Origin of the sequence: Reinekea marina (genome assembly GCF_030409715.1) — a bacterium.
In the GTDB taxonomy this organism is placed as follows: domain Bacteria; phylum Pseudomonadota; class Gammaproteobacteria; order Pseudomonadales; family Natronospirillaceae; genus Reinekea; species Reinekea marina.
This window is the reverse complement of the sequence record NZ_JAUFQI010000001.1, coordinates 3407414-3431752: the sequence shown is the minus strand read 5'-3', so window position 1 is coordinate 3431752 and position 24339 is coordinate 3407414. Positions and strand designations below refer to the sequence as shown.

The following is a 24339-nucleotide window of genomic DNA, read 5'->3' as shown; positions in this document are numbered from 1 at the left end:
CGAAGGACGCTGCACAGGCATTAAAAAAGTGTAGCCCATGGTTATATCGCTAACGAATATAATTGAACTTTTTCTCGCAGTCTTGCTTGCTCTTGTACATGGCTTTATCGGCCAGCGCTTCTAATTCGTCGCAAGTTTTGGCTGAATCGGGGTAAATCGCTGCACCAATACTGGCATTGAAATCGAGCGATACGTTTTTGTAATAGATGGGTTGCGAGGTAATGGCCGAATGTATTTTTGTAAGCAACTTTTCAATCGATCGGGAATTCTTGCTGTCAATGTTTTCCACGATGATGGCGTACTCATCACCGCCCAATCGAGCCACAGTATCACTTTTTCTGACGCAAGACTCCAACCGAACGGCCACTTCTTTGAGCATAAGATCTCCTGCTTTGTGGCCGTGCACATCATTGACACCTTTAAACTTATCCAGATCCAGAAAGATCAACATAAAATGGCTATCCAATCGCAAGCATCTTTCGATCGCACTATTGATACGATCTTGATATAGGGCTCTCCCTGCCAGTCCAGTTAAGTGATCATAGTTAGCCCGTTGGAAAATGGTGAGTTCGCGCTTTTTTCTTTCGATACCCTGAAGCATCACATTGACAATATTGGGGTATTTTATTTCATCTTTAGTTAGATAGTCTTGGGCGCCGTATTTCATTGATTCTACGGCAATGCGCTCGCTACCTTGACCGGTTAACATAATGACGGGCAATTCAATATTATTTTCCCTTAATTGCTGCAGCACTTCTATGCCATTTAACGCCGGCAAGGAATAATCTAGGAGCATGCAATCAAAGCGATTTACTCGAATAATATTAAGGGCATCCTTTCCATTATCGGTGGATAATGCTTCCCACTCGTGTTGGGGATCATTGGCAAGAGATTCAATGCAGTATTCAACATCGTCTTCAATGTCGTCAACGATGAGCACGCGCTTCTTTTCTTTCATAGATCACCTTTTGGCAAAATAGAAACTTCAAACCAATATTCTCTAAGCTGCTTGATCGCGTCTAAGAAATTATCTAAATCGACTGGCTTTTTAATGTAGCTGTTGGCACCGAGTTCGTAACAGTCTTCAATGTCGCGTTCATCGTTTGAGGTGGTCAGTACTATTACTGGGATTTTTCGTAAAGTTTCGTCTGCCTTGACGGTTTTAAGCACTTGGCGGCCGTCGATCCCTGGCATATTCAGATCTAGCAAAATAATGGCCGGTGGTGGGTATTTTTCTTCGTCATTAAACGGCGGTTTCTGTTGAAGGTAATTCAACGCCGATTGACCATCTTCGCAACGATAAATTGGGTTGCGTAAGCTATCGGAAAGTTCAAAAGCGTCCATCATGACTTCATAGTCATCCTCACTGTCTTCAACGACCAATATTAGTTGATTCGCCTTAATTCGGCTCATGAGTAACTCCTTCTAACGTGAAATGGAAGGTCGACCCTTTTCCAAGTTCAGAATCAACCCAGATCTGTCCGCCTACTTGTTTAATAATCTTTGCTACAAAGGCTAAACCGGCACCTGTGCCCGAACCATAGCTTTTTTCACTGTTCAGTCTTTTAAACATTCTAAAAATATTGTCATGGAACATAGGGTCAATGCCAATGCCATTGTCTTGCACATGAAATACATTATTAAGCGTTTTAGTATCGTGTTTAAAGTGCTTATCAAAACGGATGTTTATCAGTTTTTGCTCGTTGTCGTTATATTTTAAGGCGTTTGAAATTAAATTTCGGAAGATTATCGAAACTTTAAAACGATTGGCGTATAACTCCGGTAGCGGAGCGCTTATTTCTACACGTCCATTTGATTCACTGATTAGTTTCCCTAGCAATTGAACTTCACTATTGATCAGTTCTTCGACCGAGAATGTTTCTTTGGCGTCTTCTGCCCGTCCAATGCGAGAAAAATAGAGTAAATCGCTGATGAGTTGCTCCATTTTTTCGGCCAGAACGGCCATTCGGTTTAGCTTTCGTTGTCCTCTTTCATCGAATTTATCGTGGTACAGTTTTAGCAGTGAATGAGCATGGTTGTTAATGCCTCTTAATGGTTCCTTTAGATCATGTGAGGCAATATAGGCAAAGTCGTCTAATTCTTGATTACTGATTTCCAACGCCTCTAAATATTGCGACACCTGTGCCTCTTGAACCTTTCTCTCGTTAATGTCTTGAACTTGGGAAATAAAATGCATTGGGTTATTGTTTTTATCTCGGATTAAAGATACGGTCAGCAGCGCCCAGAATATTCTTCCCGATTTTGCTTTGTACCTTTTTTCTATTTCATAACTGTTGATTTCACCGTTAAACATGGGCTCTATATAGGGCAAATCCAGCTCAATATCGTCTGGGTGCGTGAGCTCTTTAAAGTTACGGGTGATGAGTTCCGCTTCTGGGTATTCAAGCAGTTCGCACATCGCCCGGTTCACTCTAATCCACTCGCCTTCAAGTGAGACTAATGCAATGCCGATGGGTGATGATTCCATTGCGGTTTGAAATTGTTCTTGTTCTAATTTTAACAGTTGTTGTACTTGGCGCTCGGCTGAAATATCACTGCCCAACGACCCAAAGTGCGTCGTTACGCCATCGGTATTTTGTACAGGGAAAATTGTCAGTCGAACCCAATATTCACGACCATCTTTTGTTACATTGATCATTTCACCCGTGAATACTTTGTTGTTTGCTAAAGCCTCTTTAATGCGCTGGCGTTGCTCCAGTTGCTCGCCCATAGAGCACTGACGGTCTTGTAAAATATTGGGGTTTTTTCCTAGCAGCTCTTCAGGTTGATAACCCGACAACGCTATATTAGACGCGCTGGCAAAAACAATCGAAGGGTCTTCAATGTTTGCATTGGTTATTAGTAGCGCATCTTTGGAATTATTAATGGCCGCTTCAAGTAGACGCAATTGTTCATCTTTTTGAATGCGTTCGGTGATGTTTTCATGGATGCCCGATACTTGCAGGGGCTGACCAATAACAGATCGCTTTGAAACTTTGCCTAAGGAACGAAGCGTTAGCCATTGCCCTTGCTTGTGTTGCACACGAAACTCTAATTCAAAGGTCGATTTGTCACCTGTTAAGCAGTCCGTAATGACCGCTTTGGTGGCATCGCGATCGCCTGGGTGGATAAGGTTATACCACTCGGCCTCTTTGCTAGGAAATGAATGGACGTTATAGCCCAGCATGGTTATCAGAGTGTTGGAAAATGTTATCTCATCACTCACTAGATCCCATTTCCATGGACTTAAAGCCGCCCCTTCTAACGCCATTTCGAGGTGCTCTTTAATTTCTACAGATTCTCGTTCTTTCTTTAAAAATAGGAAAACCGAGGCTGCAATCACCCAAACGGCGATAATAGAGAGCATTCGATTGATGAGGGCGTATTCAAGCGTAGAAATAGGCGGCGGTGAAACAAAGTACCCTAAAATTATTAAAATCGAGGCCAGTATCGCACTCAACCAAGGTGCTGATTTTTGTTTAAACCATAAACAGCTTAACACCAACGGCACATAAGAAACGCCAACGGCAACGCCCAGTGGCATTATCATGTCTAGTGCGAATACGGAAAAAAACAAAAACAGAGTAAAGAATAAATATTTGCGACCTTCGTATTGAGCCGTACCTTGATAAGCTAAGGCTAACGATAACAATAGGAAGCTGAAGGATGTTTGTGGTGCTATTTGAGTAAACTGACCCCAACCATAGGCCGCTTCCACGCCCAGTAGGTAACCAATTAATGGTTCAATAGACAATGCCAACAGTGTTAGTACTAGCGCTAGTGCTATAAATTGGCTGGCGACGTGATGCTTACAATGGTTCAGACCTACGATGGCCAACCCTAAAACAATAAAGCTTAACGCGCTGTTAGGCCCCATTCGCCCTGGGTGTGAGGTGCCCACCATGATTTCAGATGATATGAACAACTCGTCAATGCGTAAGTTAGTCTGAAAAATGTATTCAAGTAATGTGAGCAAACCGATAACGACAGGTACGGAGCACATTGCTAAAGCGGTTCGATGGTACTGCTTTTCATAAAGGAGAAGGGCTAAAGCACTTAAGGCCAACCCTAACGCCGAATTAAATTGCATGGGCGCAATTGTGGGCGTTAATTGGAAGAGCGCAGGCACAGCAAGTAGCCAGCCAAATACCGCGGCTACTGCACTGAATAATACAAGTAAAGCGATTACGATCACCATAGATCCATCTACTTAATGCTTAGGGTTTATTATTATTTTGTTCACTAATGAAAATACTATAGCGTCAATTGTGAAAAATGCATCACTATCGTGTATTTTTTAGGCTGATGAGTCGATCGATTGTAAAGACGGATACACTTATCCACCTTCGATGAACTGGAAAGCAAAAGCGTATTGTCAACCCCGATATTCAACTAATAAAGCCGATTAATTAAATTAAAGTGTTGATTTTATTGAGCTTTTCAGAAATAGAATGGATCTGAGTGTTTTTGACTCAAGTTTATAGATCCCTTTAAATTCGGGGCTCAGCGTGACTTCTCAAATGTTTATCCCAAGAGTTATCCACAGTTTCTGTGAGTAACGGTCTTTCATTTGAGATGTGCACGCGGCCGGTCATTGGTGTGAGCTAGCTTGGCATTTCTATTCGTTCAGACACTTCAAGTTGGCCGTTGATTGTCAAAAATGGGCACGTTTTTGCCATCTCTAAAGCCGCTTCCATCGATTCGGCTTCTACAATGGTGTAACCAGACATTTGAGAAGATCCGCCTTGCGAAACACTGCCATCTGGGTTGACTGTTACCGTTCCTTTGAGAGGGTTCATCGGGCTTACAGCGGCATCGCCGAGCGATTGAATCCACTGCATATAGTCGGCAAAGTGCTTTTTGCCTTCCTCAGGTGTTTTCGGGGTATCGCCACCGATATAAACCATTACATATTGTGACATAGCTATCTCCTTGAGATTTTGTTTTTAGTAGGAATCGGTTAACCTCAATCGACAAGCCAAATTACCAAAAGGTCATATCATTGAGTTCACCACTTACTATAGGCGTGTTATGTCGCAGTGCATACAAAAAAAAATAATGACTATCTTCAAACGTTTTTTGAGAATGTTGTTTCTATGTGCATGCATCCCTTTAGCGGGTGCTATAGACACTAAGCCGCAATGGCGGGTGATTCACGAACCCATGTTTAGCTTGATCTACGAAGCAAATATTCATTCACATGCGCAAAGAGTCGCGGTTCAGCTAAACTATTATTTGAATCAGCACCTAAATGAAATGCCGCTGACACGAGCCATGAAGCCCATTCCAATTGTTCTTTATACAAGAGCGCATACATCGAATGGCAATGTTGGCCTAATGCCTTACCGGTCTCTTTGGTTTAATAAGCCAGCCCCCTTTGCACAGTTAGAATGGTTTGACGCGCTTGCCGTACATGAAGGTAGGCACATTGTTCAATATAACCAAATGAGCGACAACCTAGTGGCAAAGGCGATGAGTTTTGCGCTCGGTGAATTAGGCTCGGGTGCTTTTTCAGCGCTATTTTTGCCTGCTTGGTTTTTTGAAGGTGACGCCGTAGTAAGTGAAACACTGATGACTGAAGGCGGCCGGGGTCGCACAGCTTCGTTCGATCTGTGGTATCGCACAGATTTACAGGAGCGCGCGCCCTACTCATACGAGAGAGCCATGCTAGGTACAGGCTTTGATCGCACACCGAGACACAGCCCTTATGTTTTAGGTCGCTATTTAACGGCCTATTTGCGTAGCGAGTATGGTAGCGACCTGTTCGATCGCATTATTAACCGATTAGCGACACCGTCGGGTTTTAACTTAGACAGTGCGTTAAAAAAAGAAACTGGGTTAACTTTAAGTAAACACTACCAACACATGGTGTCGTCATTACAAAGCTATTGGCAGCATCAACAAAGCACATTGGATGTTTCCAGGGTTGACTTAATTAAGGGGCAACAAGGAGAGCATTGGCAAAGTTTTTACCCCATTAACGTTGTGGATCAACAAGTATTTGCCGTTAAGGTTGACGCCAAGTTGGGCTCATCGATTGTGGTCATTGAAGAGGGGCGCGACCGACTTATTCAACCGTTAACAAATCGGGCCGCTCGCAGTTACTATGGCGGATCAAAAACAATGTCGGTTGTCGCGCATAACCATCAATGGTGTTGGATCGAAGAAAAGCCCCATGCCAAAAAGCCCTTTCGAGACACTGCGGATTTGTATTGCTGGAGCCAAGATGAAGGAGAGCAACAACTCTCAGTTGGAGAGCGCTTTACTTATGTGGGTAGTAACCATCATCAGTTTTTAGTCAATCGTTTTAATGAAGACAGAAGCAGTGAATTTGTTTTGTTAGATAAAAAAGGCGGTTTATTGAAAGTTGTACCTTTACCGAACTACAGTATTGCTTACGATATTCGGCCTGTTCAAGATGGCTGGGTTTACGTCTTGTCTGGGGGCGAATCCGATGGCGTGTATCATATTGACCGCGAGCTAGAAAATACAACTTTACTTAAACCTAACTCGCATGAAACGTTGCGATCTCCTATATTAACAGAGCATTGGCTACTTTATAGTTCCGATGTTTCTGGCATAGATCAAGTTTACGCCCGTTCACGTGCATCCGACAAAACATATCAGGTAGCAACACGCCCTTATGGCAGTTATTTTTTACATTGGGATAAAGTTAACCAACGGGTAGTGATGGCTGATTATACGGCGCAAGGTCAGCAAGTCGTAGCGGTTGAATTTAAAGATTTACCTCAAGCTCCGACTCACTGGAAGCCGGTGGATGCACAGCCGCGTTCCGCACCGATATTTATGGAAGCGCTAGAGCAGCACCTGCCGATCACCGAGGTTGAAATTACTCAAGTTACCTTTGAGAGCGAGCCTTACTCGCCGGTTCGGCACTTATGGAATCCTCACAGTTGGAAATTGTTATTCGATGGCGATCAATTAAGCGCTTCGATATTTTCAGACGATGTGATGGATAAAGTGAATGTCCAGCTCACGAGTGGGTATGATGACAGCGCAGAAGATTGGTTCGGTAGCATTAATGCACAATATCGATCAGATGCGGGGCCTTTTTATCGAACCCGTATAGAAAAAATGATAAACGAAAATGATCAAGTGGAATCAAGCGTGAGTATTTTAGCTCAGCAACCCATTGAAAAATATTTCGGTGTGTATCAATCTACGTGGCAGCCATACATTGGAGTTGAGCGTCAAGCATTCAATCAAGGTGATTCGTTGACGCGATTAATTTATGGCACTCGTTATCAACGAATAAAAGAGCGTGCTTTTCAAGCAATAGAAACACCATCAGGCTTTGAGCAGAGTATTGATGGCCAGTTCTACCTTGCCGAACAAACAATCAACTGGTTGTCGAGCTCTAAGTTAACGATGGAAGGCTTTAATGAGAAGCAATCTGTAGATTTTGCGTTGTCGTTACAGCACCTTAATACCCCGCAATCAATGTTAAGCCAACCGCGTATTTTTAGTCCGATAGATCAACTTGGGTACAGCGCTCAAATGGAAGCCAATTACCGAATTAACTTAGGCCCAGTTGGTCGGTCGTTCACGCCACTGATGTATTGGCGTAATACGGAAGTAAATTTCAGTTTGCTGAGTCAGCAAGTGGGCGATTCGAATGAGCTAGCCTTTGGGTTGGGTGTTGCGCCCAACGTCAATGTGTTAAGAAATACAAATCTTAAACTTAAGCCCAGTCTATCATTGTACTTTCAGCCAAATAGCGGCGCTGTAAGCTTGGAATACCAAATTCAATTAGGCGGGTTTTAGGCTACGTTTGAAGAAAATATTTAATATTAATCCAACATTATTTGGAGGCAAAAATGACCACTGCGACAGAACACTACCCGATAGGAACGCCTGGACAACCGTGGGGCGACGTCGAAAAATTACAATGGCTGTCGCAGCAGGTTAAGCATCGAAGTTATAAGAAAGATGTGATTAGCAAAGTTGAGGCACTGGCGGAACGGTTTGATGTGGAAACTTATGGCCAGTTAAATTATGGCGCTGATCAGTACCCACTTTATGCCATTCGAACTCGCAATTGGCAAGCGAATTTGCCGGTGGTATTAGTGACCGGCGGTGTGCATGGCTATGAAACCAGTGGCGTGCATGGCGCTTTAAAGTTTGTAGAAGAACATGCTGAACGCTTCAGTAAAAAAGTGAACTTGCTCATTGCACCTTGTGTCAGCCCTTGGGGCTATGAACGCATTCACCGCTGGAATGCTAACGCTATAGACCCTAATCGTTCTTTTAGAGACAACAGTCCTGCCGAAGAAGCAGCCGCCTTAATTCGTCTGGTTGAGCCAATTCAAAAGCGTATTTTGTTGCACATTGACCTTCATGAAACAACGGACACCGATGAAACAGAGTTTCGCCCTGCGTTAGCCGCACGAGATGGAAAATTCAGTGGCCCTCATATTATTCCCGATGGCTTTTACCTAGTAGATGATACTGAACATCCACAGCCTGCGTTTCAAAAAGCAATCATTGAAGCCGTTGAGAAAGTGACTCATATAGCTCCAGCCGATTCAAAAGGTGAGTTAATTGGTTCGCCGATTACGGATAAAGGTGTGATTCGCTACCCACTAAAAGCACTGGGTTTATGTGCGGGAATGACACCTGCGACATTTAAAACCACAACAGAGGTGTACCCGGATAGCCTTAAAGCTACTCCTGAGCAATGCAATTTAGCACAAGCAGTGGCAGTTCAAAGTGCTATCGAATTTGCACTAAAACATGGTTGAAAATTTTGGTGTGTCGATTTGGATAGAGCATCGCTCCATATAAAGCACGGCCTTCAAGCTTAAAGGCCGTGTAATTAGGAGTTGTGTGAATTAACGTTATTGATTGAGACGCAGTTCAAATCGATCCGCATTCATAACCTTAACCCAGGCGCTAATAAAATCAGTGGTGAACTGATCATTGGCATCATCGCTTGCATAAAACTCTGCCAATGCTCTTAGCTGCGAGTTCGAGCCAAAGACTAAGTCTGCTCGGCTGGCCGTCCATTTTTTCTTGCCACGAGTTCGATCAATTCCGTAAAAGGTTTGAGCATCGTCATCAGTCGGTATCCAGTTAATGTCCATATCTGTAATATTCACGAAAAAATTATGATTCAATGCTCCGGGTGTTTGAGTAAGCACCCCGGTCGAATCGTCGTTCACCGTTACATTTAGGGCGCGTAGGCCGCCCAATAATACAGTCATTTCCGGTGCTGTTAACGTTAGCAGCTGTGCTCTATCCAACAGTAGCTCTTCCATTGATATGTTGTATTGTCGCGGGCAGTAATTACGGAAACCATCGGCCACGGGTTCAAGTGCTGCAAACGATTCAACATCGGTTTGCGCTTGGCTGGCATCGGTTCGACCCGGAGTAAAAGGTACGACTCTCTCATTCCCCGCTTCACGCGTTGCCTGCTCTATCGCCGCACAGCCAGCGAGTACAATTAAATCGGCCATAGATATTTTTTTGCCGTCACTTTGTGCACCGTTAAACGCACTTTGAATTTGTTCGTATACAGATAGTACCTTTTGCAATTGTTCGGGCTTGTTCACCGCCCAATCTTTTTGCGGTGCTAATCGAATACGAGCTCCATTAGCCCCGCCACGGAAATCCGATCCTCGAAAAGTTGAGGCCGACGACCAAGCCGTATAAATAATCTCTGCCGTGGAAAGACCCGAAGACAATACCGATTTCTTTAATTCGGCGATATCAGTTTCATTAACCAAAGGATGATCCACCGTAGGAATCGGATCTTGCCAAATTAAATCTTCGGCCGGTACTTCTTCACCGATGTATCGAGATTTAGGTCCCATGTCTCGGTGGGTTAACTTAAACCATGCTTTTGCAAAGGCATCGGCAAATTCATTTGGGTTTTTCTGAAAGTGCTCTGAAATTTTTCGATACTCAGGATCGAGCTTCAAAGACATATCAGCGGTCGTCATCATCAGGCCGACTGGGATATTGGCGTCTTCAGCATCGGGCGCATGGTCACTCTCAGCCAGTCCGACGGCTTTCCATTGATGCGCGCCAGCAGGGCTTTTAGTCAGTTCCCATTCATACCCAAGAAGTACTTCAAAATAGCTGTTGTCCCATTGAGTTGGTGTCGGTGTCCAAGCGCCTTCGATGCCACTGGTGATGGTGTCACGACCATGGCCTTTACCGAATTGGCTTTTCCAACCGAAACCCATTTCTTCTATAGCCGCGGCTTCAGGCTCAGCGCCAACTAAGCTTGCATCGCCGGCGCCGTGTGCTTTACCAAAGGTATGACCGCCAGCGACAAGGGCGACTGTTTCATAGTCGTCCATACCCATTCGGGCAAAGGTGTCTCGTACGTCGCGTCCAGAGGCCAATGGGTATGGGTTGCCATTAGGGCCTTCTGGGTTCACGTAGATTAAACCCATTTGTACCGCAGCAAGTGGCGCTTCAAGTTCGCGATCACCCGAGTAACGGTTATCGCCAAGCCATTCTTTTTCTGCACCCCAGTAGATATCCTCTTCTGGTTCCCAGATGTCCTCGCGGCCGCCACTAAAACCATAGGTTTTTAACCCCATAGACTCTATTGATACGTTGCCGGCTAAAATAAATAAATCGGCCCACGATAACGCTCGGCCGTATTTTTTCTTTACTGGCCAAAGCAATCGACGAGCTTTGTCTAGATTGCCGTTGTCTGGCCAGCTGTTGAGCGGTGCAAAACGCTGACTGCCACTACCAGCTCCGCCGCGACCGTCCGCAGTCCGGTAAGTGCCCGCCGAGTGCCAAGCCATACGTACCATAAATGGACCATAGTGATTGTAATCGGCCGGCCACCAATCCTTGGAGTCCGTTAAAACCGTTTCGATCGTCGCTTTTACGTCTTTTAAGTTCAGTGCCTGAAAGGCCTTTGCATAATCAAAGTTTGCATCTAAAGGGTCAGACTTAGTATCGTTTTGATGCAATATTTTTAAGTTCAGTTGATTTGGCCACCAATCTACGTTTTGGGTACCGCTGTTTGCCAACTTAGTATTGCCGCCGTGCATTACAGGGCACTTTCCTACATTTTCATTGCTCATAGCATTCTACCTTTTGGTTGTTATATGGAGGCCTATTGATCAGGTTGATCAGTGTAGACGATCGCAAGGTTTTGATCTGATGATCCATTTGTTAATCACAGTCTAGAGGGTGGGTTTGGTTCTGTATAATTGATTATTTGGCACAATATGTTCTATTTTTTAGAATGAAGAGGTGTGAAAGGGTGTCTAGTTGAATAGACTTTTGCTGGTCTCAATGCTGCATAAAGGCAAACTTTTTAGCGAGTACTATGCAGCAGGCTCTAACAGCGCTGAATTGCAATAGCAGGGTTGGCAAAATATTTTAGATAATTTAAAAGCGCACTTAGAGGGACCATAATTAACCCCAAAATGTAGATCGGTGAGTTTGGCTATGTGAGTGTCTGTATGGATACTGAAGGTAATCTTATTGGGTTAAGCTCCATGCAATAACCTCTTTTAAATACAAAAATGCCAGCGAAAGTCGACCAACGCTGGCATTAAATATAAGTTAAAAAAACTTAAAACTTAAAACTTAAAGCTTAACGATCAACTTACCTTTGTTTCCACCGGTAAAGAATAAGTTCAAGCCTTCAATAGCTGACTCTAAACCTTCTAGGGTGTGGCTACGGTATTTGATTTTGCCCGCCATCACATAAGGGGTTAACTTCTCAAGTAGTTGAGGGGTTTCATGAAAGTGATCTGGCATGGTGAAGCCTTGAATGGTCAAGCGCTTACGAATGGCATTCATCCAGCTAGGACCTGGTGCAGGTTCGCCGCCCACGTAATCTGCAATCATGCCGCAAACGATTAATCGGCCATGGGCGTTCATGCGGTCAAAGACCAGCTTTTGAATTGGACCGCCGGTATTTTCAAAGTAAACATCAATACCATTTGGCGTCAGCTCATTTAATTGAGCTGAAATATCGTCAGACTTATAGTTAATGGCACCATCAAAACCTAATTCATCGGTCAACCAAGCGCATTTTTCTTCACTACCGGCTACACCAATAACACGCAAGCCATCCGCTTTTGCCAGCTGACCCACAATTGAACCAACAGAGCCTGCAGCGCCAGTCACGACAATTGTCTCGCCTTCTTTAGGCTTACCAAAACTGTATAAGCCTTTTGTAGCCGTTAAACCCGGTAGTGCAAAAACCGAGAGTATCATTTCATCAGATAAGCTCTTATCTAATTTATTTACGCCAGTACCATCGCTGACCAGCATTTCAGTCCAGCCAAACATGCCATTCACTTTGTCGCCAACGGCGAAGTCTGGGTGTTGTGATTCAATCACTTCACCTACACCAGAAGAGCGCATTACTGTTCCCAGTTCCACGGGTGGAATGTAGCTTTCTGTGTCAGGCGACATCCAACCAAACATAGCTGGGTCTAATGACATGTGATTCTGTTTAATTAAAAACTCACCACTTTTAATGTTAGGTACTTCTTTTTCAACAATTTCAAACAATTCTGGGCTGCTAGGACCCGTAGGGCGTTTAATCAGATTGATGGCTTTATAAGTAGGCATTTAGGATTCCAAAATAAGGTTGTTGTTTCGACATTGATAATATGGGGTGATTTTTATTTATTAAAATGGCTTCATATAGGGTGGATTTTACGTATCTTTATTGTTTTTATGACAATAATAGGGTTTTTCAAGATAAACGAAGCGCGTTCTAGCTTTTATTTATCGTTCAGCGTCAAAGGTCGCTTCGGCGGAAAATCAACCTATCTCGGTCGCTCAAGCACATCCGTGTGCCGCTAAACTTCGCCATCCATGGCTCAGATTCCCGAGCTAAGTTAATTTCCCACCAAAGCTTTGTACTGCAGTGTGTTTTAGTCTATTTAACCGTTCAGCATCAAAGGTGGCTTCGGCGGAAAATCAACCTATCTCGGTCGCTCAAGCACATCCATGTGCCGCTAAACTTCGCCATCCATGGCTCAGATTCCCGAGCTAAGTTAATTTCCCACCAAAGCTTTGTACTGCAGTGTGTTTTAGTCTATTTAACCGTTCAGCATCAAAGGTGGCTTCGGCGGAAAATCAACCTATCTCGGTCGCTCAAGCACATCCATGTGTCGCTAAAGTTCGCCATCCATGGCTCAGATTCCCGAGCTAGGTGAATTCCCCACCAAAGCTTTGTTCAGCGGTGTGTTTTAGTCTTTAAACACGCAGCCCGCAGCCCGCAGCCCAAAACCTATATACACTCCCAATGCGCAGCGCTAAACTGCTATTTTCCATGAACGGCTCTTTGATATGCGTTTACTCGTTGTGCTATTTCTGGTGTTTGCTGGCCAATTCGTTTTTGCCGCGACCGACTACCGACCATACATACTTGGGGAGTGGCAATGCCAAAGCAGTGTACACACCCAATATGGTGATACGCTTGCGATAGGGGATTTAAGCATAAACGATAATGGTCATTTGCTTGGATCAGGCAACCTGTTGTTTTTTTATCCAAGGTTAAATACGGAGGTGCCATTAGCTGCTAGTCTGAAAGCGAAGTGGACCTTTGTGAATAACCAGCTAGTTGTTAGCCAGTTGTCAGGCGATATTATTTCACCTTACCCACTGTTAAACGGCGTTGCCAGCTCATTTAAGCAAGATATCCTGCAACAAAAAACCGTTACTTTTAAACTCGCTAAAATTGGTAAAAAGTTTATGGCCTTTACGGCAGAAGATCAGACTGAAATACAGTGTATTCGGCCTTTAGCTGAGTAAGTTTATTAAAGGTTAATTTGTAAATTGGTGTGTTTGAGTTTTTTCTTATTTCAAAAGTATTAGTCAGGTTCTATGGATCAATTACGGGCGTTAAAATATTTTGTTGCGGTGGCTCAAACAGGTAGCTTTACGCAAGCGGCTGCGCGCTTCAATGTACCTCCTTCTTCATTGTCTAGACGAGTGGCTGATCTAGAGGCGAGTTTAGGGGCTACTTTGCTGAAGCGGACTACTCGGGTGGTGAAGTTAACGGAAGTTGGCCGAAATTATTATTTACAGGTCGATGCAATTATTCGTGCCTTAGAGCAATCCGATGAGTCGGTGCGCAGTTACCATTCAGAACCGATGGGGCGACTTAAGATCAGTTCTATGGTGGGCTTTGGTGAGCAGGTGCTCATTCCGTTGTTGGACCAATTCTCAGTGCAATACCCTAAAGTCATGCTCGACCTTACGCTCAGCGATCAACTTTCTGCATTCGATCGCGATGATGTCGACATTGCAATACGAGGAGGCTATGCACCCAACGAGCGAGTTGTAGCGGTAAAGCTCATGCAAAACGATTTCTACCCTGTAGCCGCACAGGCTTATTTAGACAGTGCCGGTACACCTAAACATCCTTTCGATTTAAAAGCTCATCGAGGCTTATTTTTTCAATCACCCACCGGACCAACGCCCTGGTTATGTTTTGTCGAAAATCAATGGCACGATGTCTCAGGGACGCCGGTATTGATATCTAATAGTGGGCATTGGTTAGTCGATCGGGCTGTGAAAGGCGAGGGGATTTTGATGCTACCGAAGTGGGTGACTCAGCCTTATCTAGAGTCGGGTGCGCTACAAGAAATCCACTTTGACACCCCGGTTAACATAACTCAGCAACCGGATTTTGGCGTGTTTTTGTTGTATCAAAAACAGCGCTACTTAGTGCCAAAAATTAAGACGGCGGTTGATTTTATTGTTTCGAATTTAAAAGCTTAAACGGAAGCCTGGCTGAGCTCAAATGATTGTACAAAGGGGTAAATTTGCTCAAAATCACTCACAACCTGTTGAGTTAAAGCCATTAACTTTTGCCTAGACTGATGGCCGTGGTCTATGAGTAGGCAATGGGTATTAAGTTCGTTGGCTACATCATAGTCGTGGTGAGTGTCTCCTATAATTAACGCAGTTTCCGGGTTAATGGCGTTAGCTTTTAGTAGTTGGCTACCTTGTTGAAGTTTGCTGGCGGCGTGTTGGTTGTCTAAACCAGTTACATCGTCAAAATAATGCAATATGTCTAAATGTTTCAATACCTGCATTAGCTCGTCGTGCTCAAAAGCCGAAAGAATATACTGTTTTATACCGCCTTCTTTAAAGTAAGCCAGTGTATTGAACGCACCAGGATACAGTGAGCAGTGTCGAACTGATTTGTTGTAGGGTGTTATATATTCTTGCGCAAGATTTTTAAAAGGATCTTGTTGAAAATCAAACCCTAGAGCCTGGTAATAATGAATGACCGGAAACTGAAAAACCTCTGAATATCTCGCTCGGTCTAACAAAGGCAGACCTCGCTTGATTAGCAGCCTATTCATAATGTTGATACATAGCTCGACATCATCGAGTAAGGTGCCGTTAAAATCCCATATTATATGTTGTATGCGGTTCATTGGCGGTAAATAGTTTGAATTATGTGAAATCCAAATTTTGTTTTTACTGGGCCATGAATGGCGAGCACCTCTTTTTTAAATACAATGTCATCAAAGGCTTTTACCATTTGACCACGGCGGAATTCGCCTAAGTCACCGCCTTTTTTTGCCGATGGGCAAGTGGAGTGCTTTTTAGCGAGTTTACCGAAGTCTGCCCCTTTTTTAAGTTCCGCTAATATTTTTTCGGCTTGGTCTTTTTGCTTCACTAATATATGCCTAGCACAAGCAAGGTTGGCTGGTTTAGCCATAGATGTTACTCCTATCAAATATTTAAAGCGTTTCTTTGGGTTGCTTTGCAGATAACTTTTTTGTTCTGGTGAGTACTTCAACCCAAGTAATGAGCCTACCCAGTGCGCCTTGCTGTTGCTGGTAAAACTGAAAAGCCTTTTGTCCGAAAGTGTCTCTTAAATCTCTTGATTTAAACAGTCCGAGAATACGCTGCGTGAGTTGCTCTGGAGTATCAACTATGATCGCGGCATTATCGAGTTTCATGGCATCGAAAATGGTTTGAAAGTTTATGTAGCTGTTGCCGCTGATAACTGGCACGGCCAGCGAAGCGGGTTCGATTGGGTTGTGTCCGCCACCGTTGTTTAAAGAATTTCCTATAAAGGCGGCATCGGCTATGCCGTAGAACAGCATTAATTCACCTAATGTATCAACTAAAAATACAGAGTCTCGGTCGGCACAGTGAGTATCGACTGAGCGCTTTGAAAATTGAAAGCCTTGCTGGCGAATGAGCTCGGATATTTTATCTGAACGCTCAATGTGTCGAGGCACTAACAGGAGTAAAGCATTCGGTATTTGCTTTACGATGTGCTGGTGAACTTCTAACAAAATGGCCTCTTCACCAGGGTGCGTGCTAGCCGCAATCCAAGTTGGGCGACCATTGAGTGATTGTTTCCATCGTTTAATATCGGCCTGCAGTGCATCGTTGGGGGCAATGTCAAACTTAATAGAGCCTGTCACTTGCAGGCATTTTGAATGCACTCCGAGTTTAGCAAAGCGTTCAGCGTCGGGGGCATGTTGTGCTGCGATGCCAGAAACTCTTTGTAGCATGGGTTGAGTTAACGCAGAGAACCGACGGTAGCCGCGAAAAGATCGCTCAGATAAGCGGGCGTTCGCAACAATCACGGGCACTTGTTCTGCGTAGCAAGCATGAATTAAATTGGGCCAGAGTTCCGTTTCCATGATGGTTAAAGAACAAGGCTTTAATTGCTGCACTAACCGGCGTTGCGTGCTTTGAAAATCCCAAGGTAAATAGGCATGAAACACTCGCCCTGCAAATAGCTTTTTAACAGTGTCTGAACCAGTAGGGGTCATCGTGGTGATCAGTACAGGCGTATTAGGGTGCTTTAGCATCCACTGTTCTACCAGCTCTTTGCAGGCAATAACTTCGCCTACGCTTACCGCATGTACCCAAAAACTGCCGGTGGGCATGCTGGGCCAAACACCAAAACGTTCTTTGATTCGTTTGCGATAGCTGGGTTGTTTTAAACTTTTTAAATATAGGCGAATTAAGGCCAAAGTGGCTACGGGCCACCACAACATTGAATATAAAAATAAAGCTATTTTAGGGTGCATGTTAATCTAACCAATGGGCTAACACGTCGTTTAAGTATAGATAACCTAAATCGGTTGTTTTAATGAATTCTGAATTTTTTTCAAGCCAGCCCTTTTCAATGAGGGCTTGAAGTGTGGGCTTTATCGTCTCAGCATTTAACCCAGTAAACTGTTCAAAGTGCCCAATGGAGGTCGCTTCTCGTAATCTAAGGGTATTAATAAAATAGTCAAAGGGTCGATCAGTGGGGTCGACGTACTCTTCATGCCGTACCAATAATCGATCGGTTCTTAGGTAATCTTTGGGAAGCCGAGTTTTTCGTGTGCGCCTGATCGTAAAATTGGGCAAAGTCTGGGTAATTTTACCATGGGCACCCGGACCTACGCCGAGATAATCACCGTAACGCCAATAGTTCAGATTGTGCCGACTTTCTTTGCCAGGCTTACAATAGGCCGAGACTTCATATTGGCCAAAGCCGTTGGCGGCCAAATGAGCTTGGCCTGCTTTCTGTATAGCCCATAAGACATCATCTTCAGGCAGCGTGGGTGGCGCGCGATAAAACTCTGTATTGGCTTCAATGGTGAGTTGATACCAGCTTATGTGCTGTGGCGATAAAGCGAGCGCTTGGTCAATGTCATCGAGTGCCTCGGCCTCAGATTGGTTTGGCAATCCGTGCATAAGGTCGATATTGAAATTGCTTAAGCCGGCATCGTGGGCAAATTGTGCGGCTCTTTTCGCTTCGTCTCGATTATGAATTCGCCCGAGAGCGGTTAATCGTTGATTATTAAAACTTTGCACGCCAATCGATAACCGATTCACGCCAGCTTTCGCGAAGCCTTTAAACTTATTGGCTTCAGCTGTCCCGGGGTTAGCTTCTAGAGTGATCTCGGCATGATCTTCAAAGCCGATGGTGTCGTTGAGCGCATCTATAATGGTGGCAATGGCTTTATCGGATAACAAACTTGGCGTGCCGCCGCCAAAAAATACTGTGGAGATTAAGCGCCCTTGCGCTAGTGGTGCATCTTGCTTTATGTCGGCAATGAGCTGCTGAATAAAATCGTGTTCTGGGATGTCCTCAGCTTTTGAAGCATGAGAATTAAAATCACAATAAGGGCATTTTCGAATGCACCAAGGTACATGCACATACACCGATAACGGGGGCAAAATACTCAACTATCGGCCTAATCGCTGTTTGATTTGCTCGGCAAATGCTTTTACCGCTTGACCACGATGGCTTAATGCATTCTTTTGTTCTTTAGTGAGCTCAGCACTGCTACATTGATGGGCCTCTACCCAAAAAATCGGATCATATCCAAACCCATTTTCACCCCGAGGCTCATTTAAAATTTGGCCTTCCCAACTTCGTTGAATTATTAAAGGGGTTGGGTCTTCTGCGTGCCGCATAAACGCAAGCACGCATTGAAATCTTGCGGATCGATGTTCAGTCGGGGTGTCTTTTAATCGTTCAAGTGCCAATTGTAAATTAGCTTGGTCAGATTTTTCACCGCCATGCATGGCACTGAAACGTGCGCTGTAGATACCTGGCGCTCCATTTAAAGCATCTATTTCTAATCCTGAATCGTCAGCCAAAGCGGGCAGGCCAGTAATACTAGCCGCGTGCCGAGCTTTGATGATGGCGTTTTCAACAAAACTCAAACCGTCTTCAATGGCATCTTCTACGCCAAATTCCTTTTGCGGTTTAATGGAGATATCGAGAGGCGTTAACAATTCGGAAAATTCTTTTAATTTGCCGGCATTATTCGATGCTAACACCCATTGTTGAGGTTGGTTCATAATCAGTTTCGCCATACTTGTTGTGGAAATGTAAATTCAAAGGTGTCTTCACCTTCGATGTCGACGGTGATATCGAGCCAAATAGTTTCTTTGTCAAAAATTAGAAAATCACCAATGTGATATATGGCTTTGCCTTCTTTGAAAGTGCGCAAGGCAATGTCTCCGCGCTGCCCCATTAAATTGCGTTGCAATGCCGTCACCTTGGCTTCTACGGCAAAAGGTATGCTGTCTTGGTCTTGTTTCAGAACGGATAAATTCACAAACGCACGTTTGCCCGAACGGCTGATGTCGTAGCGCTTTGCTATTTCTGGGCTGAGCTCTGTTGTGTTTAGCACGATATAGTGAAGCTCATAGCCATTAAACTCGACCTTTTGCTCAGCGTGCACGAAACTTTGTAGAGCCGCACAGACGATCGCGATGGAAAACAGTAGTTTTTTCATTATGTTATTTCCTTAAGGCTACTGAAATAATTATTTTTTGCCAAGGTGATACAAAGCCACTTCACCTAACATATTAGGCAGCATTTTAATTTTCCAGTTGGCTTCATGTTCGCTGTCTACCACGGTACGCATCAGAATATCGATATTGTGTTCTTTGCAGAGCACTTCAAAATCTTTAAAGGTACAAAAGTGAATGTTAGGAGTATCGTACCATCGAAAGGGAAGGGCATCGGACATTGGCATCATGCCTCGTAAACCTAAGTAAATTCGAGTCGTCCAATGACCAAAGTTTGGGAACGTCACAATGGCGCGTTTACCGATACGTAACATGTCATCGACAATTTTATCGGGCGCATTGGTTTGTTGTAGCGATTGAGTCATGAGGACGGTATCAAAACTTTGATCATCAATGTAGTCTAAGCTGTCATTTAAGTCTTGATGAATCACCTCTACGCCTTTCTCGACACAGCTGACAATTTTTTGCGTGTCAATTTCCATGCCATAGCCCGTAACTTGTTTTTCTTTCTTAAGGTAGGCTAATAATTCACCATCACCACAACCTAAATCGAGTACTCGTTCACCTGGAGTGATCCATTGGCTGATCGCTTGCAAATCGGTTCTCATGAGCTCAGCCCCTGACTTGGTTTAGCTAAAAATCCAGATACGATGCCAACGTATTCAGGTATTGGAAACAAAAAGGCATCGTGACCTTGAGGGGCATCAATTTCTAAATAAGACACCGACTTTTGACCTCGCACTAATGCATCCACAATTTCTTTGCTGCGACTGGGGTTAAAACGCCAATCGGTAGAAAACGAAACCACCAAAAAATCACATTGGCTTTGGTTTAAACATCGGCTTAAGTCATCACCGTGGTCAGCGGCCGGGTCAAAGTAGTCTAATGCCTTGGTCATTAACAAGTAACTATTGGCATCGAACTTATCGGAGAAAATTTCACCTTGATATCGCAAGTAACTTTCGACTTCAAAATCGACCCCATAATCAAAACTCAGTTTTCCAGTTTTTAGATCTCGGCCAAATTTATCGCGCATTGAATCATCCGATAAATAGGTAATGTGGCCCAACATTCTGGCTAAAGATAAGCCACGTTTTGGAAGGGTGTTGTGTTGATAATAATACCCCTGATGAAAATCGGGATCGCTGGTAATGGCTTGGCGTGCCACCTCGTTAAAACCAATATTTTGCGCCGTCAATTTTGGCGCCGAGGCGATGACCACGCATTTTTTTAGTCGGGCTGGGTAGTCAATAGACCAGCGCAGTGCCTGCATGCCTCCTAAAGACCCGCCAACAACGGCATGCCAGCAATCAATGCCTAAATAATCGGCTAAACGTGCTTGGCTTTTCACCCAGTCTCGCACGGCCATAATAGGAAAGTTAGGGCCGTATCGTTCACCCGTTTCAGGGTCTATTGACGTAGGGCCGGTTGAGCCATGACAGCCCCCTAGGTTATTTAGAGACACCACAAAGTAACGCTGCGTGTCTATCGCCTTTCCTGGACCAATACAGGCATCCCACCAACCAGGTTTATCATCTTGTTCGCTATGATACCCGGCGGCATGATGATGGCCGCTGAGGGCATGACAAATGAGAATTGCATTCGATTTATCTGCGTTGAGTTCGCCATAGGTCTCATACATTAAATCGTAGCGTGGCAAAGAGCGGCCGCTGCGTAATGGCAAAGGTTGCTCGAAAGACGCTAGGTTTGGTGTGACAATACCGACGCTATCTGCTGGGATATCCCTTGGCATTGGTTTTCCTTAAAGTCCAAAAAACGGATGCAAGCCTTTAAGGCCCATCACAAAATTATAATACCCCGTCGAGCTGAGAATCGCGCCGCCGATAATGAAATCGCGCAGAATAATAATAATTAAAAAGCCGACTAAATAAGATAAATCGAGCATGCCAACTTGCATGTTTAATTTGCGCAACGGTCCAACAAATGGCTCGACAATTTCTTGTAAGAATGCCAAGAATGGGTTGTATTGCCCCATCGTCAGCAAGCCACCTACAGCGCTGATAATCATGCTCCATTGTAAGACCACTAAAATTAATCCAGCCACACTGACAATGGCCCAAATTACGAGTTGGCTAAGGTACGGAATAGGGTTAACGCCTAACAAAGCAATCACTAGGTTGGCTAATATTAGCTGACCTAGAAAAACCACCACTAGCGCAGCGAAATCTAGCCCGCCTACACTGGGAATAACGCGACGCGCTGGGTTCAAAAATGGCGTCGTAATTTTAATAACAGTGTGGGCTAGAGGGTTGTTAAAGTTGGCTCTCGCTATTTGCGCTAAAAAACGCGCCACGAGCGCAATTAGTACAATGCTAAAGGCCGTTCGTATAATCAGTACCGCTAATTCGCCGAGCATGTGTTACTCCTTATTTATTGTGACAATAGGTCAGTCAATTCTACAGATCGATCAAAGCAAGCTTTCATCGCATTATTCACGACCGTATCAATCTGGTCATCGTTAAAACTAAAAATCGCACGTTCAGTGGTGCCATTGGGAGAGCATACATTTTTACGCATTTGCCCAATGTCTTCATTGGTTTCGAGAATCATTTTTGCCGCGCCGAGCATGGTTTGGCCAATTAGGGTGCGGGCTTGTTGTTCCGTTAAACCTTGTTCGAGCGCTGTTTTAGACATGGCTTCGGCAAAACGAAAGAAATAAGCAGGTGCGCTGCCAGCCGCAGCCGTGACACTGTGAATTAATTGTTCATCTTCTACCCAGCTAATACGGCCGACCGCGCGGAAAACCGTTTCGGCGAAGGCTTTATGCTCTGGTAAACATAGGTTGTTCGCGAAAAGTCCGCTGGCACCAGCTTGCACCAATGAAGGCGTGTTGGGCATGACACGGATGATTGGTAAGGAGGCAGACAACCATTGCGCAATGCTTTGCGCTGGAATCGCTGCAACCACACTAAGAATTAGGGGCTTATGATCCGCCACGGCACTGGCAATGCTTTCACAGGTTTCTTTTAAACCTTGAGGTTTTACCGACAACACCAATGCATCACTGTGGATCACTAAATCATCGGCGTTTTTGGCGATGCTTAACCCTAAGGCGGCCCAGCCATCGCGCTTATCTTGATTGCGATCAAACACCCAAATGCTCTTGGCCTCAAACCCACTGGCGATTAACCCTTTGATAATAGCGCCTGCCATATTGCCGGCACCTAAAAAGCCTATGGTGTTCATGGACATCGTGTTACTCCGTTGTTGTGGGTCTTGCCCCAAAAATTTCACTGCCAACGCGAACCATGGTCGCACCGCATTCTATGGCGAGCTCAAAATCCGCGCTCATGCCCATAGACAATTCTGTGCAGCTTGAAAAGTCTTGAATGAGGGTGTCTCGCAATGATTTCAATTGCAAAAATTGAGCTTTTAAATCGTCTTTTGATAAGTTGGCTGCGGTTATCGTCATTAAGCCCTTAAACTCAAGAGCAGGTAGTGTAAGCAATTGCTTGGCTAATGCGTAGACTTCTTCGGTTAAAACGCCCGACTTTGCGGGATCATTACTGATATTCACCTGAATCAACACTTTAAGTGGCGCTCGTTTAGAAGGGCGCTGATCGTTTAAACGTTTGGCAATTTTAAACCGGTCTACGGTATGCACCCAATCGTAGTGTTCTGCAATCGCACGGGTTTTATTGCTCTGCAAAGGGCCAATAAAGTGCCATTCGCAACCCGAATGTGGCCATGAAGTGCGCTTTTCTACGGCTTCTTGGGCGTAATTTTCAGCAAAATGACGCTGGCCTGCCTGATAAGCTTGTTCTAATTGCTCCAAAGGCTTGGTTTTACTGACAGCCAGTAGCCTAACTTCATGGATCGGTCGCCCAGAAGCGCCCGCGCTGGCTATAATTCGTTCATTAACGGCTTTAAGTCGTGAACTAAGTAGCAAGTTCGTCATGATAATCTCATTTTTTTTGTTCACTATTGTCTGCATTATAACTGGCTGTGCTAAGCTGAACGACACTAAATTTATTTCTGTGTCGACTATTCGACGAATATAAGCCCCCTGATCGGAGTTTTGCATGGACATTACCGAACTACTTGCCTTTAGTGCCAAACAAGGTGCCTCAGATTTACACCTATCGGCAGGCCTTCCACCGATGATTCGAGTCGATGGTGACGTGCGTCGTATTAACCTTCCCCCGATGCCACATAAAGAAGTGCATTCTTTAATTTATGACATCATGAACGATAAACAGCGCAAAGATTACGAGGAGTTTTGGGAAACCGACTTCTCGTTTGAAGTACCTGGCGTTGCTCGTTTCCGTGTGAATGCGTACAACCATAACAGAGGCGCAGGTGCTGTATTTCGTACCATTCCATCGAAAGTATTAACGATGGAAGACCTTGGCATGGGGCAAGTCTTTAAAGACATTTCAGACACAGCTCGTGGTATATGCCTAGTCACCGGGCCGACGGGTTCTGGTAAATCTACTACCCTTGCGGCAATGATTAACTACATCAATGAAACAAAATATGAGCATATTTTAACCATTGAAGACCCGATTGAATTTGTTCACGAATCTAAAAAGTGTTTGGTGAACCAGCGTGAGGTTCACCGTGATACGTTAGGGTTTAGCGAAGCCTTGCGTTCGGCCTTACGTGAAGACCCCGATATTATTCTCGTGGGTGAGATGCGAGATTTAGAAACCATTCGTTTAGCGCTCGAAGCAGCCGAAACGGGTCACATGGTTTTTGGTACTTTACACACTCAGTCTGCTGCAAAAACGATTGACCGTATTGTCGACGTTTTCCCGGCTACCGAAAAATCAATGGTTCGTTCGATGCTATCAGAGTCGTTAATGGCGGTAATTTCGCAAACCTTATTGAAGAAAAACGGCGGCGGGCGAGTCGCAGCTCATGAAATTATGATTGGCACACCAGCCATTCGAAACCTCATACGTGAAGACAAAGTAGCGCAAATGTACTCCGCTATTCAAACTGGCTCACAGTATGGCATGCAAACACTTGATCAATGTCTGCAAAACTTGGTACAAAAAGGCATGATCTCACGAGAAGTTGCTCGGGAAAAAGCCAAGCAACCCGATAACTTCTAAATAGGAAGTA

26 protein-coding genes are annotated in these 24339 nt (G+C 44.5%); 8 read left to right on the top strand and 18 right to left on the bottom strand.

From position 1 onward, the window contains the following. Nucleotides 1-49: 49 nt before the first annotated feature. The 5 genes from QWZ13_RS19085 to QWZ13_RS19065 form a co-directional block, all read right to left on the bottom strand. Nucleotides 50-958 carry a GGDEF domain-containing response regulator gene (locus QWZ13_RS19085; RefSeq protein WP_290283174.1) on the bottom strand — a complete coding sequence of 303 codons (909 nt, stop codon included), beginning with the start codon at nt 956-958 and terminating at the stop codon, nt 50-52. Next, a complete protein-coding gene (locus QWZ13_RS19080) occupies nt 955-1413 on the bottom strand; it encodes a response regulator (RefSeq protein ID WP_290283173.1) in 459 nt (152 codons plus the stop codon). Before QWZ13_RS19080 ends, QWZ13_RS19085 begins: the two co-directional genes overlap by 4 nt. Then, nucleotides 1400-4198: a PAS domain-containing sensor histidine kinase gene (locus tag QWZ13_RS19075; protein ID WP_290283172.1), complete on the bottom strand. Its 2799-nt coding sequence runs from the start codon at nt 4196-4198 to the stop codon at nt 1400-1402. Before QWZ13_RS19075 ends, QWZ13_RS19080 begins: the two co-directional genes overlap by 14 nt. A 56-nt stretch (nt 4199-4254) precedes the next feature. Further along, nucleotides 4255-4392, bottom strand: coding sequence for a hypothetical protein (locus QWZ13_RS19070; RefSeq protein WP_290283171.1), 138 nt, complete (start codon nt 4390-4392; stop codon nt 4255-4257). 212 nt (nt 4393-4604) lie between these two features. Then, nucleotides 4605-4922, bottom strand: coding sequence for a YciI family protein (locus QWZ13_RS19065; protein ID WP_290283170.1), 318 nt, complete (start codon nt 4920-4922; stop codon nt 4605-4607). Between the two features lie 136 nt (nt 4923-5058). Between QWZ13_RS19065 and QWZ13_RS19060 the strand changes: the two genes are divergently transcribed. From QWZ13_RS19060 to QWZ13_RS19050, 3 genes are read left to right on the top strand one after another with little or no spacing between them, the layout of a single operon-like run. Next, nucleotides 5059-7785 carry a hypothetical protein gene (locus QWZ13_RS19060; RefSeq protein WP_290283169.1) on the top strand — a complete coding sequence of 909 codons (2727 nt, stop codon included), beginning with the start codon at nt 5059-5061 and terminating at the stop codon, nt 7783-7785. A gap of 7 nt (nt 7786-7792) precedes the next feature. Then, the gene (locus QWZ13_RS19055) at nt 7793-7930 is read left to right on the top strand and encodes a hypothetical protein (RefSeq protein ID WP_290283168.1); all 138 of its coding nucleotides are present in this window, start codon (nt 7793-7795) and stop codon (nt 7928-7930) included. Beyond that, nucleotides 7866-8762 carry a M14 family metallopeptidase gene (locus tag QWZ13_RS19050; RefSeq protein ID WP_290283429.1) on the top strand — a complete coding sequence of 299 codons (897 nt, stop codon included), beginning with the start codon at nt 7866-7868 and terminating at the stop codon, nt 8760-8762. Before QWZ13_RS19055 ends, QWZ13_RS19050 begins: the two co-directional genes overlap by 65 nt. A 96-nt stretch (nt 8763-8858) precedes the next feature. Here QWZ13_RS19050 and katG read toward each other — a convergent pair whose 3' ends face one another. Both katG and QWZ13_RS19040 read right to left on the bottom strand, forming a co-directional pair. Further along, a complete protein-coding gene (katG, locus tag QWZ13_RS19045; protein WP_290283167.1) occupies nt 8859-11069 on the bottom strand; it encodes a catalase/peroxidase HPI in 2211 nt (736 codons plus the stop codon). 511 nt (nt 11070-11580) lie between these two features. Then, the gene (locus tag QWZ13_RS19040; protein WP_290283166.1) at nt 11581-12576 is read right to left on the bottom strand and encodes an NADP-dependent oxidoreductase; all 996 of its coding nucleotides are present in this window, start codon (nt 12574-12576) and stop codon (nt 11581-11583) included. A 33-nt stretch (nt 12577-12609) separates the two neighbouring features. Between QWZ13_RS19040 and QWZ13_RS19035 the strand changes: the two genes are divergently transcribed. The 4 genes from QWZ13_RS19035 to QWZ13_RS19020 all read left to right on the top strand — a co-directional run bounded on the left by QWZ13_RS19035 (nt 12610) and on the right by QWZ13_RS19020 (nt 14739). Next, nucleotides 12610-12813, top strand: coding sequence for a hypothetical protein (locus QWZ13_RS19035; protein WP_290283165.1), 204 nt, complete (start codon nt 12610-12612; stop codon nt 12811-12813). Continuing rightward, nucleotides 12804-13169 (top strand): hypothetical protein, encoded by a 366-nt coding sequence (locus QWZ13_RS19030; protein WP_290283164.1) that lies wholly within the window; start codon nt 12804-12806, stop codon nt 13167-13169. The genes QWZ13_RS19035 and QWZ13_RS19030 overlap by 10 nt, the downstream gene beginning before the upstream one ends. A 133-nt stretch (nt 13170-13302) precedes the next feature. After that, nucleotides 13303-13767 (top strand): hypothetical protein, encoded by a 465-nt coding sequence (locus tag QWZ13_RS19025; protein WP_290283163.1) that lies wholly within the window; start codon nt 13303-13305, stop codon nt 13765-13767. Between the two features lie 72 nt (nt 13768-13839). Continuing rightward, nucleotides 13840-14739 carry a LysR family transcriptional regulator gene (locus QWZ13_RS19020; RefSeq protein ID WP_290283162.1) on the top strand — a complete coding sequence of 300 codons (900 nt, stop codon included), beginning with the start codon at nt 13840-13842 and terminating at the stop codon, nt 14737-14739. Here QWZ13_RS19020 and QWZ13_RS19015 read toward each other — a convergent pair. The 11 genes from QWZ13_RS19015 to QWZ13_RS18965 are packed head-to-tail and all read right to left on the bottom strand — an operon-like array spanning nt 14736 to nt 23329. Further along, nucleotides 14736-15404: an HAD family hydrolase gene (locus QWZ13_RS19015; RefSeq protein WP_290283161.1), complete on the bottom strand. Its 669-nt coding sequence runs from the start codon at nt 15402-15404 to the stop codon at nt 14736-14738. The two genes, QWZ13_RS19020 and QWZ13_RS19015, sit on opposite strands and share 4 nt — an antisense overlap. After that, nucleotides 15401-15691: a peptidylprolyl isomerase gene (locus tag QWZ13_RS19010; RefSeq protein WP_290283428.1), complete on the bottom strand. Its 291-nt coding sequence runs from the start codon at nt 15689-15691 to the stop codon at nt 15401-15403. Before QWZ13_RS19010 ends, QWZ13_RS19015 begins: the two co-directional genes overlap by 4 nt. 22 nt (nt 15692-15713) lie before the next feature. Continuing rightward, nucleotides 15714-17024 (bottom strand): lipid IV(A) 3-deoxy-D-manno-octulosonic acid transferase, encoded by a 1311-nt coding sequence (gene waaA, locus QWZ13_RS19005; RefSeq protein WP_290283160.1) that lies wholly within the window; start codon nt 17022-17024, stop codon nt 15714-15716. A gap of 1 nt (nt 17025) precedes the next feature. After that, nucleotides 17026-18174: a radical SAM family heme chaperone HemW gene (hemW, locus tag QWZ13_RS19000; RefSeq protein WP_290283159.1), complete on the bottom strand. Its 1149-nt coding sequence runs from the start codon at nt 18172-18174 to the stop codon at nt 17026-17028. Beyond that, nucleotides 18175-18795 carry an RdgB/HAM1 family non-canonical purine NTP pyrophosphatase gene (gene rdgB, locus QWZ13_RS18995; RefSeq protein ID WP_290283158.1) on the bottom strand — a complete coding sequence of 207 codons (621 nt, stop codon included), beginning with the start codon at nt 18793-18795 and terminating at the stop codon, nt 18175-18177. A 2-nt stretch (nt 18796-18797) separates the two neighbouring features. Beyond that, entirely contained in the window at nt 18798-19235 is a 438-nt protein-coding gene (locus QWZ13_RS18990; RefSeq protein WP_290283157.1) for a DUF4426 domain-containing protein, read from the bottom strand. A 30-nt stretch (nt 19236-19265) separates the two neighbouring features. Next, a complete protein-coding gene (gene metW, locus QWZ13_RS18985; RefSeq protein WP_290283156.1) occupies nt 19266-19859 on the bottom strand; it encodes a methionine biosynthesis protein MetW in 594 nt (197 codons plus the stop codon). Then, nucleotides 19856-21004: a homoserine O-succinyltransferase MetX gene (gene metX, locus QWZ13_RS18980; RefSeq protein ID WP_290283155.1), complete on the bottom strand. Its 1149-nt coding sequence runs from the start codon at nt 21002-21004 to the stop codon at nt 19856-19858. The genes metW and metX overlap by 4 nt, the downstream gene beginning before the upstream one ends. Before the next feature lie 9 nt (nt 21005-21013). Next, a complete protein-coding gene (locus QWZ13_RS18975; RefSeq protein ID WP_290283154.1) occupies nt 21014-21628 on the bottom strand; it encodes a YggT family protein in 615 nt (204 codons plus the stop codon). Between the two features lie 14 nt (nt 21629-21642). Beyond that, a complete protein-coding gene (gene proC, locus QWZ13_RS18970; RefSeq protein ID WP_290283153.1) occupies nt 21643-22530 on the bottom strand; it encodes a pyrroline-5-carboxylate reductase in 888 nt (295 codons plus the stop codon). After that, nucleotides 22469-23329, bottom strand: a complete 861-nt coding sequence (locus tag QWZ13_RS18965; protein ID WP_290283152.1) for a YggS family pyridoxal phosphate-dependent enzyme — start codon at nt 23327-23329, stop codon at nt 22469-22471. Before QWZ13_RS18965 ends, proC begins: the two co-directional genes overlap by 62 nt. Between QWZ13_RS18965 and QWZ13_RS18960 the strand changes: the two genes are divergently transcribed. Then, nucleotides 23295-24329, top strand: coding sequence for a type IV pilus twitching motility protein PilT (locus QWZ13_RS18960; protein WP_216000503.1), 1035 nt, complete (start codon nt 23295-23297; stop codon nt 24327-24329). The two genes, QWZ13_RS18965 and QWZ13_RS18960, sit on opposite strands and share 35 nt — an antisense overlap. Nucleotides 24330-24339 lie beyond the last annotated feature (10 nt).

Bases quoted from the DNA above. Each gene is read 5' to 3' on its own strand.
- rdgB (WP_290283158.1), bottom strand. From the start codon at position 18,795: ATGAACCAACCTCAACAATGGGTGTTAGCATCGAATAATGCCGGCAAA.
- metW (WP_290283156.1), bottom strand. From the start codon at position 19,859: ATGAGAACCGATTTGCAAGCGATCAGCCAATGGATCACTCCAGGTGAA.
- metX (WP_290283155.1), bottom strand. From the start codon at position 21,004: ATGCCAAGGGATATCCCAGCAGATAGCGTCGGTATTGTCACACCAAAC.
- QWZ13_RS19040 (WP_290283166.1), bottom strand. From the start codon at position 12,576: ATGCCTACTTATAAAGCCATCAATCTGATTAAACGCCCTACGGGTCCT.
- QWZ13_RS19015 (WP_290283161.1), bottom strand. From the start codon at position 15,404: ATGAACCGCATACAACATATAATATGGGATTTTAACGGCACCTTACTC.
- QWZ13_RS18975 (WP_290283154.1), bottom strand. From the start codon at position 21,628: ATGCTCGGCGAATTAGCGGTACTGATTATACGAACGGCCTTTAGCATT.
- QWZ13_RS19065 (WP_290283170.1), bottom strand. From the start codon at position 4,922: ATGTCACAATATGTAATGGTTTATATCGGTGGCGATACCCCGAAAACA.
- QWZ13_RS19085 (WP_290283174.1), bottom strand. From the start codon at position 958: ATGAAAGAAAAGAAGCGCGTGCTCATCGTTGACGACATTGAAGACGAT.
- katG (WP_290283167.1), bottom strand. From the start codon at position 11,069: ATGAGCAATGAAAATGTAGGAAAGTGCCCTGTAATGCACGGCGGCAAT.
- QWZ13_RS19010 (WP_290283428.1), bottom strand. From the start codon at position 15,691: ATGGCTAAACCAGCCAACCTTGCTTGTGCTAGGCATATATTAGTGAAG.
- QWZ13_RS19020 (WP_290283162.1), top strand. From the start codon at position 13,840: ATGGATCAATTACGGGCGTTAAAATATTTTGTTGCGGTGGCTCAAACA.
- waaA (WP_290283160.1), bottom strand. From the start codon at position 17,024: ATGCACCCTAAAATAGCTTTATTTTTATATTCAATGTTGTGGTGGCCC.
- QWZ13_RS19025 (WP_290283163.1), top strand. From the start codon at position 13,303: ATGCGTTTACTCGTTGTGCTATTTCTGGTGTTTGCTGGCCAATTCGTT.
- QWZ13_RS18990 (WP_290283157.1), bottom strand. From the start codon at position 19,235: ATGAAAAAACTACTGTTTTCCATCGCGATCGTCTGTGCGGCTCTACAA.
- QWZ13_RS18960 (WP_216000503.1), top strand. From the start codon at position 23,295: ATGGACATTACCGAACTACTTGCCTTTAGTGCCAAACAAGGTGCCTCA.
- QWZ13_RS19060 (WP_290283169.1), top strand. From the start codon at position 5,059: ATGACTATCTTCAAACGTTTTTTGAGAATGTTGTTTCTATGTGCATGC.
- QWZ13_RS19075 (WP_290283172.1), bottom strand. From the start codon at position 4,198: ATGGTGATCGTAATCGCTTTACTTGTATTATTCAGTGCAGTAGCCGCG.
- QWZ13_RS19080 (WP_290283173.1), bottom strand. From the start codon at position 1,413: ATGAGCCGAATTAAGGCGAATCAACTAATATTGGTCGTTGAAGACAGT.